Below are 761 nucleotides of genomic sequence, written 5' to 3'. Positions count from 1 at the left end.
AGTGATGCGCGCATCGCGTGCTTTTGCGTTGAGCTTGACGAGAAGTTTACGAGCCAGAGCGATGCGGATGACCATTTTGGGTTTCTTGGCATCCTTCAACCTCTGGTGGAAGGCCTTCAGGCCATCATCATATCGCCTGGCGATATCGGCCACCAGGAACAGGATGCTTCGCACCGGGGCTCTACCGCCTTGAATGGAGCGTTTGCCCTGGCGCTTGCCGCTATCGTCGGCTATCGGGGCCAAGCCAACCAGCTTGGCAATAGCTCGGTTGGAATAGGTCCCGATCTCCGGCAAATCTGCCATCAGACGCGCAATGGTACGGCCTGCGACGCCTTTCATCGACCGGAAAGTCTTGGTCAGATGGGCCCACAGAGGGTCGTCATCGATCATTGAAGCGATCTCTCCTTCAAGCGTGCGAGACTGGCGCTTGAGCAAGGCAATCAGTTCATGAAGGCTGATCAAAGCTCTCGCGTCCTTGGTCGTGCTGCAGCGCTGCTTTTGCACGATCAGATCGCCGGTAACCTGGCTAAGCCGACGCACAAGGGCACTCAGGCTTTGCTGCTCGGGACTTGGCGGTTGGTCAGGCTGCATATCCTTGACCTCGCCGTAGCGGCGGATCATGGCTGCGTCGATCTTGTCCGTCTTCTCCAGAGCCCCCATGGCCTCGGCAAAGCGGCGTACCGAGCGAGCATTGGCCAGGGCACAGGGCAGGCCCATGTCCCACAATAGCAGGAAAGGCGCCCGCTCATAGCCACCGGTGG

At 59.1% G+C, this 761-nt stretch carries 1 protein-coding gene; it reads right to left on the bottom strand.

Annotated elements, in window-relative coordinates; genetic code table 11:
- Positions 1-761, bottom strand: a 761-nt coding sequence (locus QQL24_RS36380) for a transposase (RefSeq protein WP_284317213.1), incomplete at both ends; no start/stop codon positions are given.

It is taken from the genome of Labrys miyagiensis (genome assembly GCF_030160835.1).
Classification (GTDB): Bacteria; Pseudomonadota; Alphaproteobacteria; order Rhizobiales; family Labraceae; genus Labrys; species Labrys miyagiensis.
The sequence above is the reverse complement of the archived record's forward strand: the minus strand, read 5'-3'. Positions and strand labels throughout refer to the sequence as shown.